Origin of the sequence: Microbacterium sp. ZW T5_45 (assembly GCF_044987415.1) — a bacterium.
Classification (GTDB): domain Bacteria; phylum Actinomycetota; class Actinomycetes; order Actinomycetales; family Microbacteriaceae; genus Microbacterium.
The window spans coordinates 21,721-37,520 of record NZ_JBJDRJ010000037.1 but is presented as its reverse complement, the minus strand read 5'-3'; the positions used below and the strand labels follow the sequence as shown (position 1 = coordinate 37,520).

Annotated in this window: 13 protein-coding genes; 7 read left to right on the top strand and 6 right to left on the bottom strand. The window is 70.0% G+C overall.

The genetic code is table 11. The features are described 5' to 3' along the window. Positions 1-253: 253 nt before the first annotated feature. The gene (locus ACI3KS_RS16070; RefSeq protein WP_404919548.1) at positions 254-1,405 is read left to right on the top strand and encodes a Gfo/Idh/MocA family protein; all 1,152 of its coding nucleotides are present in this window, start codon (positions 254-256) and stop codon (positions 1,403-1,405) included. Between the two features lie 240 nt (positions 1,406-1,645). After that, positions 1,646-2,254, top strand: a complete 609-nt coding sequence (locus tag ACI3KS_RS16065) for an HD domain-containing protein (RefSeq protein ID WP_404919547.1) — start codon at positions 1,646-1,648, stop codon at positions 2,252-2,254. 181 nt (positions 2,255-2,435) lie between these two features. Here ACI3KS_RS16065 and ACI3KS_RS16060 read toward each other — a convergent pair whose 3' ends face one another. Beyond that, positions 2,436-3,425 (bottom strand): LacI family DNA-binding transcriptional regulator, encoded by a 990-nt coding sequence (locus tag ACI3KS_RS16060; protein WP_404919546.1) that lies wholly within the window; start codon positions 3,423-3,425, stop codon positions 2,436-2,438. A gap of 74 nt (positions 3,426-3,499) precedes the next feature. Here ACI3KS_RS16060 and ACI3KS_RS16055 point away from each other — a divergent pair, with 74 nt between their 5' ends. The 4 genes from ACI3KS_RS16055 to ACI3KS_RS16040 all read left to right on the top strand — a co-directional run bounded on the left by ACI3KS_RS16055 (position 3,500) and on the right by ACI3KS_RS16040 (position 7,942). Continuing rightward, positions 3,500-4,681, top strand: coding sequence for a Gfo/Idh/MocA family protein (locus ACI3KS_RS16055; protein ID WP_404919545.1), 1,182 nt, complete (start codon positions 3,500-3,502; stop codon positions 4,679-4,681). Beyond that, positions 4,678-5,376, top strand: a complete 699-nt coding sequence (locus tag ACI3KS_RS16050; RefSeq protein ID WP_404919544.1) for a ThuA domain-containing protein — start codon at positions 4,678-4,680, stop codon at positions 5,374-5,376. The genes ACI3KS_RS16055 and ACI3KS_RS16050 overlap by 4 nt, the downstream gene beginning before the upstream one ends. Beyond that, positions 5,355-6,443 carry a Gfo/Idh/MocA family protein gene (locus ACI3KS_RS16045; RefSeq protein ID WP_404919543.1) on the top strand — a complete coding sequence of 363 codons (1,089 nt, stop codon included), beginning with the start codon at positions 5,355-5,357 and terminating at the stop codon, positions 6,441-6,443. The genes ACI3KS_RS16050 and ACI3KS_RS16045 overlap by 22 nt, the downstream gene beginning before the upstream one ends. Positions 6,444-6,748: 305 nt before the next feature. Continuing rightward, on the top strand, positions 6,749-7,942 hold the full coding sequence (locus tag ACI3KS_RS16040; protein WP_404919542.1) for an acyl-CoA dehydrogenase family protein: 1,194 nt from the start codon (positions 6,749-6,751) through the stop codon (positions 7,940-7,942). Here ACI3KS_RS16040 and ACI3KS_RS16035 read toward each other — a convergent pair. After that, a complete protein-coding gene (locus ACI3KS_RS16035) occupies positions 7,939-8,580 on the bottom strand; it encodes a DUF1684 domain-containing protein (protein ID WP_404919541.1) in 642 nt (213 codons plus the stop codon). The genes ACI3KS_RS16040 and ACI3KS_RS16035 overlap by 4 nt on opposite strands. Before the next feature lie 76 nt (positions 8,581-8,656). On the opposite strand from ACI3KS_RS16035, the gene ACI3KS_RS16030 reads away from it, so the two are divergent. Continuing rightward, the gene (locus ACI3KS_RS16030) at positions 8,657-10,114 is read left to right on the top strand and encodes a PQQ-binding-like beta-propeller repeat protein (protein WP_404919540.1); all 1,458 of its coding nucleotides are present in this window, start codon (positions 8,657-8,659) and stop codon (positions 10,112-10,114) included. A 448-nt stretch (positions 10,115-10,562) separates the two neighbouring features. Here the strand turns inward: ACI3KS_RS16030 and ACI3KS_RS16025 are convergent, their stop codons facing one another. The 4 genes from ACI3KS_RS16025 to ACI3KS_RS16010 all read right to left on the bottom strand — a co-directional run bounded on the left by ACI3KS_RS16025 (position 10,563) and on the right by ACI3KS_RS16010 (position 15,720). Beyond that, positions 10,563-12,158: a dipeptide ABC transporter ATP-binding protein gene (locus ACI3KS_RS16025; protein ID WP_404919539.1), complete on the bottom strand. Its 1,596-nt coding sequence runs from the start codon at positions 12,156-12,158 to the stop codon at positions 10,563-10,565. Beyond that, positions 12,155-13,027, bottom strand: a complete 873-nt coding sequence (locus ACI3KS_RS16020; protein WP_404919538.1) for an ABC transporter permease — start codon at positions 13,025-13,027, stop codon at positions 12,155-12,157. The genes ACI3KS_RS16025 and ACI3KS_RS16020 overlap by 4 nt, the downstream gene beginning before the upstream one ends. After that, positions 13,024-13,995 carry an ABC transporter permease gene (locus ACI3KS_RS16015; RefSeq protein WP_404919537.1) on the bottom strand — a complete coding sequence of 324 codons (972 nt, stop codon included), beginning with the start codon at positions 13,993-13,995 and terminating at the stop codon, positions 13,024-13,026. Before ACI3KS_RS16015 ends, ACI3KS_RS16020 begins: the two co-directional genes overlap by 4 nt. A 93-nt stretch (positions 13,996-14,088) precedes the next feature. After that, entirely contained in the window at positions 14,089-15,720 is a 1,632-nt protein-coding gene (locus tag ACI3KS_RS16010; protein WP_404919536.1) for an ABC transporter substrate-binding protein, read from the bottom strand. Positions 15,721-15,800: the final 80 nt, after the last annotated feature.

The following is a 15,800-nucleotide window of genomic DNA, read 5'->3' as shown; positions in this document are numbered from 1 at the left end:
CATCAAGCCCTGGGCTACGCCACTCCAGCCGAAGCGATGGCCCATCTGACACGGACCACCGCCGCCAAAGCGGCCTAACCAGAACGGAAATGAGAACAACACTCCACGACACGCGGGCCGCCCTACAGAGCATCCGTCTCACGCCGACATGTCGGTCTCAGTCAGACCGAACCCAAAACCACCACGTGGTGGTATTCGTGTTAGCGTGAGCGCAGGTCACCGCGGACCGTTCGACTCACGAAAGAAGATCACTGTGGCACTTCCCGAAGCATCCGTCTCGAGCGCGCCGGTCGGCGTCGGCTTCATCGGCGTCGGAATGATCAGCGACACCTACCTCGAGAACCTCGGATCTTTCCCCGACGTGCGCGTCGTGATCCTCGGCGATCTCGACCTCGACCGCGCTCGCGCACAGGCGGAGAAGCACGGCGTCCCGGAGTCGGGAACGGTCGACGAGGTGCTCGCGCACCCCGAGGTGCAGGTCATCGTGAACCTCACGATCCCGGCCGTGCACGCCGAGGTCTCGTCCCGGGCGATCGCCGCGGGCAAGCATGTCTGGACCGAGAAGCCGATCGGCCTCGACCGCGCGAGCACATCGGCCCTTCTTACGCAGGCCGATGCCGCAGGGCTCCGCGTCGGCGTGGCTCCCGACACCGTCCTCGGCCCCGGGCTGCAGACGGCGAAGCGTGCGATCGAGAGCGGCCTCATCGGCACGCCGCTGTTCGCGACGACCTCGATGCAGTGGCAGGGCCCCGACCTGATGCATCCGAATCCGTCGTTCCTCTTCGCACGGGGCGGCGGCCCGCTGTTCGACTTCGGCCCGTACTACTTCACCGCGCTCGTGAACCTGTTCGGCTCGATCTCCCGCGTCGGCGCTCTGGGACTGCGCGGCCGCGAGGAGCGCGTCGTGCGGGTCGGACCGCAGGCGGGGCAGACCTTCCCCGTCGAGGTGCCGTCGACCATCTCGGTGCTGACCCAGTTCGCCGCCGGCCAGCAGGCGCAGAACCTGCTGAGCTTCGACTCGGCGGTGTCGCGCCATGGCGTGTTCGAGGTGAACGGCACCGAGGGCACGATCGTCATCCCCGACCCGAACACCTTCGACGGACGCATCGCCTATGTGAAGCCGTTCACCGAGATGCCGACATCCTTCCCGTTCGAGCAGCAGTGGATCGAGGTCGAGCAGGAGGGTGTCGTCGTCGGACGCGGACTCGGACTGCTCGAGATGGTCCGCGCGATCGCCGAAGGCCGCCCGCACCGCGCGAACGGCGACGTCGGCTACCACGTGCTCGACGTCATGCTGTCGGCCGAGGAGTCCGCGGAGCGCGGCGAGTTCGTCGCGGTCGAGAGCACGGTCGCCGACATCCCCGCGATGCCCGTCGACTTCGATCCGTTCGCGCGCACCGTCTGACGTGTCCTCCGACGGGCGCCCCGCGATGGTTTCGCGGGGCGCCCGTCGGCGTTTCCGGGGGCGTTGAGGGCGGATGCCGGGAGCCGGGGCCGGATGCGGGTGGGGCGGGGAGTTCCGCAGCTCGCGCCACCGGCTCGGCGGGCTGCATCGCCGGCCAGGCTCGCCTGTTTTCTGCCGTTCATCGCAGGAGGGCCGCCATCCCGCGCCCATGGTCGAGGCGGCGCAATACGCTGAGCCATCATGCAGCTCTCCGACTTCACCCCGCCCGACACCGCAGCCGCTCGAGGCGCCCGCGTGCTGGTCGCCGACTTCCACACTCCGGCTTTGGCGAACCACGTGTTCCGTTCCTGGCTCTGGGCCGAGGCGTTCGCCGTCGTCGACGGCTTCACCGACATCGACCACGAACTGCTCTACACGGCGGCGCTGCTGCACGATATCGGCCTCGCCTCGGCGTACGACAACCATGCGCTCGGCTATGAGGAGGCCGGCGGGTTCGTCGGCGAGGCCGTGACCGCGGGAGCCGGCTGGTCTGCGGAGCGTCGACGCCGGGTGAACGAGGTGATCGTGCGGCACAACTGGCCCGAGGTCGATCCCGCGGTCGACGTCGAGGGGCATCTGCTCGAGATCGCGACCGGGCTCGACATCTCCGGTCGTCGGGCCGACGATCTCCCGATGAGCTTCCGTCGCGAAGTTCTCGAGTCGTATCCACGCACGACTCTCGCATCCGAGTTCGGGGAGCAGGTCGAGGCTCAGGCCGCCCGCAAGCCCCTCAGTCATGCCCGCCGACTCGTGGACGGCGGGCTCATAGTGAAGCTCGCGGACAATCCCCTCGAGCAGCTGCTCGACTGAGGCTGGCTCCCTCTCCCCCTGAGACCGACGATCCTGCGCGAGACCGACGACCCTGCACGAAACCGACGACGAGAGCATCCGTCTCACGCCGAACCGTCGGCCTCACCGCCACCGCCCCACAAACCCGCCTGTCTCACGCCAGAACGTCGGTCTCACCGACGCCGCCCGCAGAACGCCCCACTCACGTCGACCCGCGCACGATCAGCCGCGTCGGCAGCACGACGGGCTCAGCCGGCAGGGCCTCGCCCGTCGCGGCATCCGCCAGCATCCGCACCGCGGTCCCGGCCATGTCACGGATCGGCTGATGCACGGTCGACAGCGGCGGCGTCAGCCATCGCGCACCCCGGATGTCATCGAAGCCGACGACCAACACGTCATCGGGGATCCGACGGGATGCCGCAGCGGCGGCCGCGTACACGCCCGCGGCCATGGCGTCCGACCCGGCGAAGACCCCGATGCGCTCGCCCTCCGGTACCCGTCGAAGCAGATCGACCATCTGCGGATGCGCCTCGGCTGACGCCCACGACGCATCGATCACCGGCACCTCGATCGACGGATGCCGATGCCGCAGCGCCGAGATGAAGCCCTCCCTGCGGGCCCTGCCGAACCGGTAAGCGGGCACGCCGTTCACCATCGCGAACGTCGTCGCACCGCGATCGAGCAGATGCTCGGCCGCATCCGCCGCGCCTTCACGGTCGGTGGTCCGCACACTGCCGAGGCCACGGTTCGAGTCCGCGACCGGATCCATCACCACCACGGGGATCCCCGCCTCGGCGAGCACGCCCAGCTGATTCGCGGTCGGCGTGATCAGGCCCAGCAGCACCCCGCTCGATCCGCGCCGACGGATCCGCACCGGCCAGTCGTCGCGCGGATCGTCGCGCTCCTCGGTGAGCACGAGGTCGTAGCCGGCATCCGCGGCCGCACTGCGCGCGCCGGCCGTCACCTCGTCGGCATACGCGGTGTGATAACCCGTGAGCACGAGGTCGAGCAGACGCCCCGAGCCCGACGGACGTCCACCGGCCGACGGCACGCGGGCGTAGCCCAGCTCGCGCGCAACCGCCTGCACTCGACGTCGCGTGCTCGTCGTCATCTCCCCACGCCCCGCGAGCGCCCGGGATGCCGTCGAGATGCTGACCCCCGCCCGGGAGGCGACCTCTGCCAGAGTGACCATTCTCCCAGTTTTGCGCAAAGTAGCCGCGCGTGGCCACCCAGGCTGGCAAGCTCGTATCCGACACAGGAGGGGCCATGGCACAGAAGCCACTGCGCATCGCACTCATCGGGACCGGATTCATGGCCCGCATCCACACCCAGGCCTGGCGCACCGCACCGCGGTTCTTCGCGCTGCCGCTCGACCCGCAGCCGACGGTGCTCGTCGGCCGCGACCCCGCGACGACCGCGCACGCCGCGGAAGAGCTCGACTGGCCGGAGCACAGCACCGACTGGCGCGAGGTCATCGCTCGCGACGACATCGACGTCATCGACATCTGCACTCCCGGCGACACGCACGCCGAGATCGCGCTCGCTGCCCTCGCCGCCGGCAAGCACGTGCTGTGCGAGAAGCCGCTCGCCAACTCCGTCGGCGAAGCCGAGATCATGACGGATGCCGCAGCCGCAGCATCCGGATCCGTCGCGGTGTGCGGCTTCAGCTATCGCCGCACTCCTGCCCTCGCACTCGCCCGCGAACTCATCGCCGCCGGACGCCTCGGCACCATCCGCCACGTGCGCGCGCAGTACCTGCAGGACTGGCTGAGGGATGCGGATGCTCCGCACACCTGGCGTCTCGACCGCGAGAAGGCGGGTTCGGGCACGCTCGGCGACATCGGCGCGCACAGCATCGACACCGCGCAGTGGCTGCTCGGCGAGCCGATCGTCGACGTGTCGGCCACCACGCAGACCTTCGTGACCTCGCGCCCCCGGCGCTCCGCCGTCACCGGTCTCGGCGGCGTCGCCGCCGACCTCGACGATCGCCTGCCGGTGACCGTCGACGACGCCGTCGCCTTCACTGCGCACTTCGCGGGCGGCGCCCTGGGCGTCTTCGAGGCGACCCGCATGGCGACGGGCCGCCGCAACGCGAACCGCATCGAGATCAACGGGGAGAAGGGCTCGATCGCCTTCGACTTCGAGCGCATGAACGAGCTCGAGGTCTACGAGACGACCGGCGACACCGCCGAGGGATTCCGCCGGGTGCAGGTCACTGAAGCCGATCACCCCTACGCCGGAGCCTGGTGGCCCGCAGGTCACGGCCTCGGCTACGAGCACCTCTTCACGCACCAGGCCGTCGAGTTCATCCGGGCCGTCGCAGGCGAGACGCCCGCCTCGCCCGACTTCGCCGAGGCGCTGCAGGTGCAGCGCGTGCTCGCGGCCGTCGAGTCGAGTGCCGCGAACGACAGCATCCGCACCCGCATCCCCGAAGGAGAACCCGCATGACTCGCACCGCTCTCGTCGTCCGCGGCGGCTGGGACGGACACCAGCCCATCGAGGCGACCGACCTGTTCCTCCCGTTCCTCCGCGACAGCGGCTTCGAGGTCACGATCGAGGATTCGCCCGAGGTCTACCGCGACGCCGAGCGTCTCGCCGCGACCGACCTCATCCTGCAGTCCGTGACGATGTCCGAGATCTCGGCTGAGGCCCTCACGGGTCTGCGAGCGGCGGTCGCCGCCGGCACCGGACTCGCCGGCTGGCACGGCGGCATCGCCGACTCGTACCGCAACTCCTCGGACTATCTGCAGCTGGTCGGCGGACAGTTCGCCACGCATCCGTCCACCCATCCGGATGCTCGGCACGGCGAGGCCTCCGACAACTTCCTCGACTACACCGTCGAGATCACCGACCTCGGACGCACGCACGAGATCACCCGCGACATCGCGGACTTCACACTGCACACCGAGCAGTACTGGGTGCTGCACGACGACCTGATCGACGTGCTGGCCACGACGACCCACCCGGTGCAGCCGTACCACCCGTGGCACCGGCCGATCGTGTCGCCCGCCGTGTGGACCAGGCTCTGGGGCGAGGGGCGCATCTTCGTGGCGACCCCCGGGCACAGTCCCGAGGTGCTGCAGGACGACAACGTCAGGACCATCGTCGAAAGGGGGCTGCTGTGGGCGGCTCGATCGGAGTAGGAATCATCGGCCTCGGCGTCATCTCGACGCAGTACCTCGGCACCCTGGCGACGGTGCCCGGCGTCCGCATCACGGCGGTCGCGGATCTCGACGCGGCCAGAGCGGATGCCGTCGCCGCCGAGCTCGAGGGAGCCAGGGCGATGAGCCCGGAAGAACTCCTCGCCGACCCAGAGGTCGACACGGTGCTGAACCTCACGATCCCCGCGGCGCACGCATCCATCGCGCTGGCCGCGATCGCGAACGGCAAGCACGTGTTCGGGGAGAAGCCGCTGGCGGTCACCTTCGCCGACGGTCGCTCGATCGTCGAGGCCGCCGCTGCCGCCGGAGTGCGCGTGGGCTCGGCTCCCGACACGGTGCTGGGCACCGGCGTGCAGACCGCGCGCCAGGTCATCGACCGCGGCGACATCGGCCGGCCCGTCTCGGCGACGGCGACCTGGTCGTCACCGGGGCATGAGGCGTGGCATCCGCACCCGGACTTCTACTACCGTGACGGCGGCGGGCCGCTCTTCGACATGGGGCCGTACTACCTGTCGAGCCTCGTGCAGCTGCTGGGTCCGGTCGTCGCCGTGTCGGGGGCGTCATCGCGTTCGCGCGATGCGCGCATCATCGCGACGGGGCCGCGCGCCGGCGAGAGCATCCCGGTCGAGGTCGACACGCACGTCACGGGCATCCTGCACCACGAGTCCGGAGCGCTCTCGACCGTGACGATGAGCTTCGACGGGATGCCGACGACCGCACCGCCGATCGAGGTGCACGGCGTCGACGGATCGGTGGTCGTGCCGGATCCGAACACGTTCGACGGCGAGGTCGTCGTGCACCGGCGCGGTGGCGAACCCGAGGCGGTCGCACCGGCCGGCGGGTACGAGCAGGCGGGCCGCGGCATCGGTCTGGTCGACTTCGTCAGGGGTCCGGGGCGGGCGAGCGGCGAGGTCGCGCTGCACGTGCTCGAGATCATGACGCTGCTCACGGCGTCGGCGCACTCGGGCACGCGCGAGACTCTCACGACGACGGTGTCACGCCCCGAGGCGGTGCCGCTCACCACGGCGGAGGAGTGGCGCGGGGTCTGAGGGTGTTTGCGCGGAGGGAGGGCTCTCCGCGCGGCACGCTCGGGCGGAGTTCACGCGCTCGGGCTGAGGATCTCATCAGGAAATCCCTCCCGAACGTGCGTTCTCCTCCCGAGCGGTGTGCCGACGCAGGGTCGAGCGGCCGCACGAGCGGATACCGCGAACGGCATCCGCTAACAGAGTTCCGCACCGCACACGAGCATCCCGTCACATCCCTCAATCTGCGGAAAGCCGACGTAACCGCTGCTCGCCCGCCACCCGCGGGTCGCCTAGCCTTCCGAGGACCAGTCCGTCCGCGAAGGAGCACCATGACCGACATCACCGTGGCCTCCGCACAGGTGGACGCGTTCGAGGGCTATGAGGAGCTCGCGGCACGGTTCCGCCCGTTGTTCGCGCAGATCGGCGAGGGAGTCCGCGACCGCGAGGCCTCCGGTACGCCTCCGCAGGAGCAGTTGCAGGCGCTGATCGCGCACGGCTTCGCCGGACTCCGCGTGCCCGTCGAGCACGGCGGCGGCGGCATCCGTCTCGTCCAGATCCTGCGCCTGATCGCGGAACTCGCAGAGGCCGACCCGAACCTCGCCCACATCTGGCGCAACCATCTCTCCTTCATCGAGGACCGCCTGCACGACCCCGACGACCCGCGCAGCGCGGACTGGCTGCGGCGCCTCGGAGCCGGCGAGGTCGTGGGCGGGGGCTGGAGCGAACCGGCGGCACCCGGCGTCGTCGACACCCAGACGACGATCACCGAAGAGCACGGCATCCGCCGGCTCACGGGTCGCAAGCTGTACTCGACCGGCAGCATCTACGCCACCTGGTCGACCGTGCTCGCCTACGATCCCGCGGGCGAGAAGGTCGTCGCCCTGATCCCGACGGATGCCGAGGGCGTGACGATCGGCGACGACTGGGACGGTTTCGGCCAGCGGCTCACCGGCAGCGGCAGCGTGACGTACGACCGGGTGCGGGTTCCCGACAACGCGGAGTTCGTGTACGCGGAGCGCTACCGCTATCAGGAGCAGTTCTATCAGTCGACGCTCAACGCGCTGCTCGTCGGCATCGGACGCGCGGTGATCCGCGACGGGCTCGAGGCGTTCAGGGCGCGCGTACGCTCGCACCGTCGCGCCTCGACGCAGACCCTGAGCGAGGATCCGCAGCTGCTCGAGGTGTTCGGCCGGCTGTTCATCGCGCATCGCACGCTCGAGGCGCAGTTCCTCGAATCGCTCCGTCAGCTCGACACGGTCGCCGAGACCGACTACCCGGCGGAGAGCGACCTCGAGCGCTCCTGGCTCGACACCACGGTGACACAGGTGACCGCCGGCGAGACGGTGTTGGATGCCGCGACGAAGGTCCTGGACGTCCTGGGGTCGTCGGGCACGAGCTCGCGCTTCGCGCTGGATCGGCACTGGCGGAACGCCCGCACGATCGTGTCGCACAACCCGCGTATCTACAAGCACCGCTTCGTCGGAGACTGGCTCGTGAACGGCGTCAGCCCGACGGCGGTCTAGCCTCCGATGCCGTAGAGCTCGCCGACGGGAATCTCGACCGGCATCACGTTGGCGGGCTGCGCGAGCGGGCACGCCCATGCCGGGTCGTATGCGCACGACGGGTTGTACGCGAAGTTGAAGTCCAGCACGATCGTGCCGGCCGCGGCATCCGACCCGAGATCCGCTCCCTTGATCGTGTCGATGAGATAGCGACCGCCGCCGTACGTTCCGCCCGGCCTGCCGGCGAGCGCATCGCGCACCGGGATGAAGACGCCTCCGCCGTAGGAGGTCAGCCGCCACACATCGAGCGGACCGGCATCCGGGATCTCGACCCGGCCGATGCGCTCGAACGGGACGACGCCGTCGGTACCGGTCTCGAACTCGAAGCCTCCCGGCTCGGCGGCGAGAACCGGCAGCTCGAACCGCCACGCGGGATCGTACGGGGCGATGGGCAGGCCGGTGAACCCTTCGCAGTCGTCCGGGAGCAACGGGGTCGCCGGATGGCGCAGCATGAGGTCGTCGCGATCGATGCGCCAGAGCTCGTGCGCCTCCTTCGCGGATTCCGCCGAGTCGACGCGACGGACGGCGGCATAGAGAGCGAACACGCGGCGGCGCCAGTCGGCCACGTCGAGGGCGGTGCGAGCTGCGGGGGATGCCATGACGCCAGGCTACGACGGGGGTCAGACATCGCCGCGCGACTTCGGGAGTGTCGGCCGCCTGTGTCACGATCGACGCATGTCGACGGATCCGACCCTCTCCGCCGGGTGGCCCGCAGCGGTCGCCCGGGCCCGTCGGACGCGTCGGATCCGCCTCATCGTCACGCTCATCGCAAGCGTCCTCGCAGCGATCGTGCTCGTGGCCGTATTCTTGCCGCGACTCCTGCCCGGCCCGCCTCCGCCCCCGCCGTCGGCGCACGGCAACCGCACGCCGACCGGGGCGTCGCTGCCGAGCGAACCGGTGCTCTCGGACGTTCCGATCACGGGCATCCGCAGCGGCCGCGATCCGGGCGAAGACGACACCGCCACGCTGATCTCGGGTGGTCTCGTGATCGTCGCCGACGACGCCGACGAGACGCGGTTCTCCGCCGTGTCGCTCGAGACCGGCGAGATCGTGTGGCAGGCCGTGCTCGCCGACGGCCTCGCGAGGGAGTATCCCGGCGACACTCCCCACTGGTTCGAGTTCCTCACCACGCCCGAGACCGAGGTGGTGGTCGTGCGGGTGGTCGGAACGACGTTCACCAGCCCTGAGGTGCTCGCCGGGTTCTCGGCCGACGACGGCTCGCTGCGGTGGTCCGTCCCGCTCGGCGACGACGGCCTCGACGACGCCCGCTACGACGTGCAGTTGACCCGACATGGCGACGTGCTGCTCAGCGCGCGCATCGAGGGAACCAGCGGAATCGGCGGGCGGATGCGCCTGCTCGATCACGGCACCGGCGAGATCGTGTGGGAGGCGGAGACGGATGCCGGATGGCCCGTCGACATGCAGGGCGAACGGATCTTCGTGCACTCGTCGAACAGCGTCGAGGTGCTCGACCTCGCCGATGGCTCGCCCATCAAGGACTGGTCGGAGGAATGCCTGAGCGCTCCGAAGTCCGGCGAGGGATTGCCGGTCGCTCCGACCGCGATCGGATCGGTCTTCGTGGCGAGCAGAACGACAGACACGCACATCTGCGACGGGCAGGGCCGATCGATCTGGACGTCTTCTCGCGCGAGCGCCTGGCCGGTCGGGGACGACTGGGGGCAGGATGCGAACGCCCCGACGGCGACATCTGAGCTCTTCGTCAGCGACCACCTGGGGCAGGATCTGCGCGATGCCTCCTCCGGCACGCGCGGTATCGAGCTGCACGCTTCGCTCCCCGTCCGAGGTGAGGGCGTCGTGCGGTCTGGAGATCTCCTCGGACTGCGCTCGCGGGAAGGCTATGCCGTGGTCGACGCCGTCTCGGGCGAGGAGCGATGGCATCTCCGCATCGACGAGGAGGTGCACACCGACGTTCTGTGGACGCCGAACGAAGTCGTGCTCAGCGACGGCGCCTCCGTCTCGGCCCACGAACCCGACACGGGCGACGAGCTGTGGTCGGTTCCTCTCCCTCTCCAGGCGAACGGCACTCCGGCGCAGTTCGTCGTACTGGGCACTCGCGTTTTCCTCGGCATCGATGGCGCGTACCGGCAGCTCGTGCCGGGCGCGGCGCGGTAACGCGGCCCGGCGGGGGCGCCACGGAAGCGCGGCGCGGGCGGGGCGCCGCGGTGCATCGGTGCGAAAAGTCGGAGTTTCGTTCCGCCACGCCGTGCTGCGGCATCCGTCACCGGCGTGTCGCGCCGATCCTCCGACTTTCCACACGTGCACGCGGTGTGCCGAGCCGACTCACGCGCCGCTGATACTCTGACGTGATCTCGGGCAGGGGGAATCATGCTGACGATCGCCCAGTTGAGCGACCCGCACCTCGACCTCTCTCCGGAGCGGCTGAACCGGTTCGTCGCGACGGTGGCACAGGTCGAATCGCTCCCCCGCGTCGATGCGCTGGTGATCAGCGGAGACCTCGTTCGTGCCACGCGGACTGAGGCGCCGACATCACGGCGCACGAACGCGGCAATCACACCCTACTCAGCGATCGCGATCGGAGAGATATTCACCGCGCGCCTGTCTATCGACTTTCGTCCAGGCTCTCGTTCAAGGTTGGAGAATTGCCCCGCGGCAGCGCCGGCACCGCGTCTATGAGCGCGCGCGTGTACTCGTGCTGCGGGTCGCCGAGCACCTGTGCGGTCGGGCCCTGCTCGCGGACCTCGCCGCCCTGCAGCACGACGACCTCGTCGCACACCTTCTGGATCACGCCGAGGTCGTGCGAGATGAAGAGGTACGCGACGCCGGTCTCGGCCTGCAGCCGCGCGATGAGCTCGAGGATCTGCTTCTGCACCGCGACGTCGAGCGCCGACACCGGCTCGTCGAGCACGACGACCGCCGGTTCGACCGCCAGCGCGCGGGCGATGCCGAGCCGCTGACGCTGACCTCCCGACAGCGACGACGGACGCCGGTCGACGACGGCGGCAGACAGCCCGACCCGTTCGAGCCAGTCGACCACGCGAGCCTCGCGCTCGCCCTTCGGAAGGGACGGATGCCGCAGCGCGATCGCCTCATCGAGCAGACGGCCCACGGTCCACCGCGGATCGAACGACGACCCCGGATCCTGATAGACGAACTGCACGTCCCGCGGGTCGTCGCTCACGCGCCGCACGGTGCCGGCATCCGCCGTCTCGAACCCGGCGAGGATGCGCGCGACGGTCGTCTTGCCCGATCCGGACTCGCCGACGACTCCGAGCGAGCGCCCGCGCCGGACGGCGATCGAGACGCCCTTCACGGCGTGACGCCGCGCGCCGCTGGGTAGCCGGAACGTCTTGTGCACGTCATCGACCGCGAGCACGACGTCCTCGACGTCGGGCAGGGCCTCGGACGCGCTCTCCCCGGCACCCGCCTCGAACCGCGGGGCGGCCTCGATGAGCGAGCGCGTGTACGGATGCGCAGGGTTCGAGAGCACCTCGGCGGTCTCGCCGGACTCCACAACGGCCCCGCTCTGCAGCACCAGCACCCGATCGGCCAGCTGCGACACCACCGCGAGGTCGTGGCTGATCAGCAGCAGCGCGATGCCCTGCGCCTTCAGCTCTCCGAAGAGCGCGAGGATCTGCTTCTGCACCGACACATCGAGCGCGGTCGTCGGTTCGTCGGCGATCAGGACGGCCGGCTCGCCGGCGAGTGCGGTGGCGATGAGGGCGCGCTGACGCTGTCCTCCGGAGAGCTGCGAGGGACGCTCATCGATCCGCGTCTCGGGATCCGGCACATGCGTGCGGCGCAGCAGCTCGAGCGCGCGCTCCCGTCCAGCGCGACCGCGCGGACCACCCGTGGCACGGATCGCCTCCTGCACCTCCTGCCCGACCGTGCGCAGCGGATCCAGCGACGACAGCGCGTCCTGCAGGATGTATCCGATCCGCCGCCCCCGGATGCCCCGCCAGCGGCGCTCCGAGAACCCGCGAGCATCCTGTCCGTCGATCTCGAGCGCGGCGGCATCCACCCGCGATCCGGTTCCCACCAGACCCAGCAGGCTGCGCGCGCTGACCGACTTGCCCGACCCCGACTCGCCGACGAGCGCGACGCACTCACCGGGTGCGAGCTCGAAGCCGACGCCCTCGACGACCGTGCCGTGCGCGAACGAGACCTTCAGCCCGTCGACCCTGACCAGCGCGCTCATCCGCGTCCCTCCAGTCGTGCCTGCAGCCGGCGGCCGAGCACCGTGGTGCTGATCACGAACAGCGTGATCGCGAGACCGGGGAACACCGCCGCCCACCAGCCGAGCGTGAGGAAGTTGCGCGCGTTCGAGAGCATCGCACCCCACTCGGGCGTCGGCGGCGGGCTGCCGAGGCCGAGGAACGAGAGTGCGGCGCCGGCGAGCGTGGCTCCGCCCAGGCCGATCGTCGCGATCACGACGACCGGGCGCACGGCGTTCGGCAGCAGGTGCCGACCGAGCACGCGTGCCCTCGACAGTCCCATGCCGCGCGACGCCTCGATGAACGTCGAGTTCCGCACGCGCAGCGTCTCGCCGCGCACGACGCGCACGTAGTACGGGATGCCGGCGATGCCGATCGCGATCGTCGCGGTCGCGAGGCCTCCGCCGAACAGCGCGAGGATGAGGATCGCGAGCACCAGCTCGGGGAACGCCGCGCCGATGTCGGTCAGGCGCAGCGTGATCGTGGAGACCACCCGGTTCGACAGACCCGCGACGAGGCCGAAGATCGTTCCGAAGAAGAGCGAGATCAGCACCGCGCCGAATCCCAGCACGAGCGAGCTGCGGGCGCCGTGCACGATGCGCGCGTAGACGTCACGGCCGATCTCATCGGTGCCGAGCGGATGCTGCGCCGACGGCGCCGAGAGGATGAGGGCGCGGTCCGCGGCGAGCGGGTCCTGCGAGGTGAGCAGCTGCGGCCAGATCGCCGCCAGCACGAAGGCCACGAGCACCACGGCGCACAGGATCGTGCCGATGTCGGCCGCCAGGCGCACCCAGCCCCGCCAGCGGACGTGCTGTCGTGTGGTGACGGCCTCGGCGATGACTCCCCCGCTCATGCGGTGACCTCCGTGGCGGCATCCGCCTTCTCATCGCGCTCGCGCACGCGCGGATCCACAAGACCGTAGGAGAGGTCGACGAGGGTGTTGACCACGATGAACACGGCGGTCGCGACGAGCACGACGCCGATCACGACGGGGATGTCCTGCGCGGCGACCGCGTCGACGAGCATTCGTCCGAGTCCCGGGCGACTGAACAGCGTCTCGGTGATCGCGGCGCCTCCCAGAAGCGCGCCGAAGGAGAAGCCGAGCATCGTGAGGTAGGGGACGGCCGCATGGCGCAGCGCGTGCCGCACCGTGACCGACAGCGAACCGAGCCCGCGCGCGCGGGCGGAGAGGATGAACGGCTGCTCGAGCGCGTCGTCGAGCGACTGCCGCAGCACCTGCAGCAGGAGGGCGGCGGTCGGCAGCGCGAGCGTGAGAGCGGGCAGCACGAGCGAGCGCAGGTCGCCGCTGTCGAGGATCGGCAGCGCTCGCAGCCAGACCGCGAACACCAGCATCAGCACGAAGCCGAGCCAGAAAACCGGCGTCGAGGCGAGCACCAGCTCCACGCCGGATGAGATCCAGTTCGGAAGGCGGCGTCCCGCCGTGAGCACGCCGCCGATGAGCGAGATCACGACGGCGAGGAGGATCGCGGCGAGCGCGAGCGAGACCGTGGGGCCGGCCTGCGCGAGCAGCAGCGGGGCGACCGGCTGCTCCTGCACATAGGACATGCCGAGGTCACCGCGCAGGAGACGACCGAGATAGAGGAAGTACTGCACGATCAGCGGCTCATCGAGGTGGTACTCGGCGCGGACCACCGCGAGCACCTCGGGGCTGATGTCGACCTGCTGCTGACCTGCGCCGAGGATCGCGAACGCGGGGTCGACCGGCACGAGACGCAGCGCGAAGAAGGTGAGCGTCGCGGCGCCGAGCAGCGTGATCAGGCTGATCCCGAGACGGCGCACGACCATCCAGACCGTGGTCATCCTCTTCCTCTCACGTGCATCGTGCTGTCGCGCCCGGTCCCTGAGCGAGCGGAGCGAGGCGAAGGGCCTCCTCGCTCAGGAACCGGGCGAGCGTCAGTTCTTCCAGGTGTCGAACAGGTACGGCTGCGGCCACGCGTAGTCCCACGTGACACCGTGCACCGTCGGCTGCCAGGCCACGACGCGGGCCCGTGAGTACAGCGGGATCGACGGGGCGAGCGAGGGCAGCAGCTCCTGCGCCTGACCGTAGAAGTCGGCGCGGGCAGCGGGGTCCGAGCTGGCGCGGGCCTGGGCGAGCAGCTCGTCGAGCTGAGCATCCTTCAGGAACGAGGCGTTCGAGCCGATCGACGTGCCATCCGACACGTTGTCTCCGCCGTAGAGGCGCCACAGCTGCATGCCGGTGGACTCGGACTGGAACGACGGCATGATTCCGTACTCGCCGCTGTACAGACGCTGCGAGAAGTCCGCGGCCGGAACGGGCTGCAGCACGAGCTCGAAGCCGAGCTCCTTCGCGTCGATCTGCACCTGCTCCAGCGTGCGCTGGGCGAGCTGGTCGTTGTCGGCGTAGGGCACCGTGGTGCTCAGTCGCTCGCCGTCCTTGGTGCGGTAGCCCTCGGCATCCGTCCCTGTCCAGCCGGACTCGTCGAGCAGCGCGCCCGCGGCATCCGCGTCGAACTCGATCACGTTCTCGAGGTCCTTCTTGAAGTCGGGCGTCGTCGTGGCGAGGTATTCCTGCACGGGGTAGGCGCCGAAGGTGGCGCTGTCGACGATCGCCTCGCGGTCGATGCCGGTGAGCAGTGCGCGGCGCACGTTCACGTCGTCGAACGGCGCGGTGCGCGTGTTCAGGTGCAGGGAGAAGCCGACACCCGGCAGCAGGAACTCGTCGGACTCGAAGCGCTCATCGGCCTTCGCCTCCTCGGCGTACTCCGGGGCGATGTAGTCGACGATGTCGGCCTCGCCGGTGAGCAGCGCGTTGTAGCGCGTCTGGTCCTCGGGCAGGAACCGGTAGGTGATCTTGTCGAGGTAGGCCGCACCCTCGTGCGTGCCCTCGGGGCCCCAGTCGTAGTCGTCGTTGCGCACGTAACTGAGGCTCTGCCCCTTGACCCACTCGTCGAAGACGAACGGCCCGGTGCCGACGACGGTCGAGGCGAGCGATTCGGGGTCGTCGAGCAGCTGTGTCGGCGACACGATGCCGAAGTACGGGGCCGCGATGAGCGTGAGGAAGCTCGACTCGGGCTGCTCGAGGGTCACCTGCACGGTGTACTCGTCGAGCACCTCGGCCACCGGTCCCAGCTTCGCGACCGAGCCGGTCGACTTGTTGGCGGGGTCGGCGACGTAGTCGAAGTTGACCTTCACCGCCTCGGCGTCGAACGGCGTGCCGTCGTGGAAGGTCACATCGTCGCGCAGCGTGAAGGTGTACACGCGGGCGTCGTCGGACACCTCCCAGTCGGTCGCGAGCCACGAGCCATAGGTGCCGTCGCCGTTGTCCCAGACGAGCGAGTCGACGACGGGGCTCAGCACGTGCGCGCCGCCCATCTGGTCGACGAGCGGGTTCAGCTGCGGCGGCTCCGCGCGCACGGCGACGACGAGGTCGCCGCCCTCCACGGGCTCGCCGCCGCCGTTGTTCTCCGCGGGAGCGGACGACGAGCAGGCGGAAAGAGTCAGAGCGGCGACGACGGCTGCGGCGAGCGCAGCGCCGATGCGGCGGGGGATTCCAGCGGATGCCACGATGGGTCCTCTCGGTCGGCACGGGCTTCCGACGCTATCCAGGGGGTCTCATCCGAGAGAAACGCGTCGCAACATGCGAT